This is a genomic window from Rhizobacter sp. P1_G5 (assembly GCF_056405435.1).
Genome location: NZ_JBFUCB010001080.1, coordinates 1 through 970 on the forward strand (window position 1 = coordinate 1; position 970 = coordinate 970).

At 65.3% G+C, this 970-nt stretch carries 2 protein-coding genes; both read right to left on the reverse strand.

Annotation, left to right across the window (positions count from 1 at the left end):
- Nucleotides 1–514, reverse strand: a 514-nt coding sequence (locus AC1D12_RS34145) for a peptidase inhibitor family I36 protein (RefSeq protein ID WP_477845496.1), incomplete at its 3' end; no start/stop codon positions are given.
- A 230-nt stretch (nucleotides 515–744) separates the two neighbouring features.
- Nucleotides 745–970: hypothetical protein (locus AC1D12_RS34150; RefSeq protein WP_477845497.1), on the reverse strand; the 226-nt coding region annotated here is incomplete at its 5' end.

The following is a 970-nucleotide window of genomic DNA, read 5'->3' on the forward strand; positions in this document are numbered from 1 at the left end:
ACAGCAGCGATTGCGCGACCTGGATGCTCGACACCGGCGGCGACGGGGTGGTACCCGGATTGATCGGCGGCGTGGACGTGGCCGGCGCGGTGATCTTCATCGACGACGCGATGTCGTTGAAGCCCTCGGCCATCAGGTCGGAGGTGTCTGCCGAGAGCTTCAGCGAGCGTCCCAGGTAGTTGACGTGTTCGAACAATTCCACCGTGTAGCCGCTGGCGACCTTGATCGACGAGATCCGGTCATTCCATCCGCTGGAGATCAGATTCGCCACGTTGGCGTTGGTGCAGGACGTCTCGCCTTGGTAGTTGATGTGCCGATAGAAACAGACCGGAGCGGACGTGATGGTGTCCGTGGTCACTGCGGCGGCGTTGAGCTCCGGGTCGGAGGCGTCCGGTGTCGATTCCTGCTGGCTCCCGCCGCATGAGGCCAGAAGGATTGCCAGGGGGAGCATCGACAGGAAGGATGGCTTGCCGTGCTTCCATGGTTCAGATGCGGGGCGCGTTGCTACTCTCATGACAGCTCCTGGAGAGAGATTGAAAATTCGCCGTGGCCGTGGGCGCCAGCCGGCGAGTTCCCTCAGTGGCCGATGTGGAGTCGCGGTTCCCCCTCTGTCGTCATGTCGGGCGCTGTGAACACGCGAACGAATAGGCGGTGGAGGGTCTGCATGGATGGCATGACCAACGCAACAAGGGCGCCTGAGCGCCCTTGTTGCAGGCCCGCCTCACGGCGGGTTCGGTTCCAGCCTCAGCGAGCGTGCGAGACGCGCACCGCGTTCAGGCCGTCCGACAGTGCCAGCTCGAAGCTGCCGCCGGTCGGCAGATCGGCGCTCGGCAGCGTGACGCTGCCACCGCGCAGGTCCTGCGCCAGGTTGCGGCGCTGCTCGGTGCCGACCCAGGTCACGGTCAGGTACGGGTGGCGCGCTGCATCCCACGTGAGCTTCAGCGCACCGCCGCTCTCCTGCACCTGAACC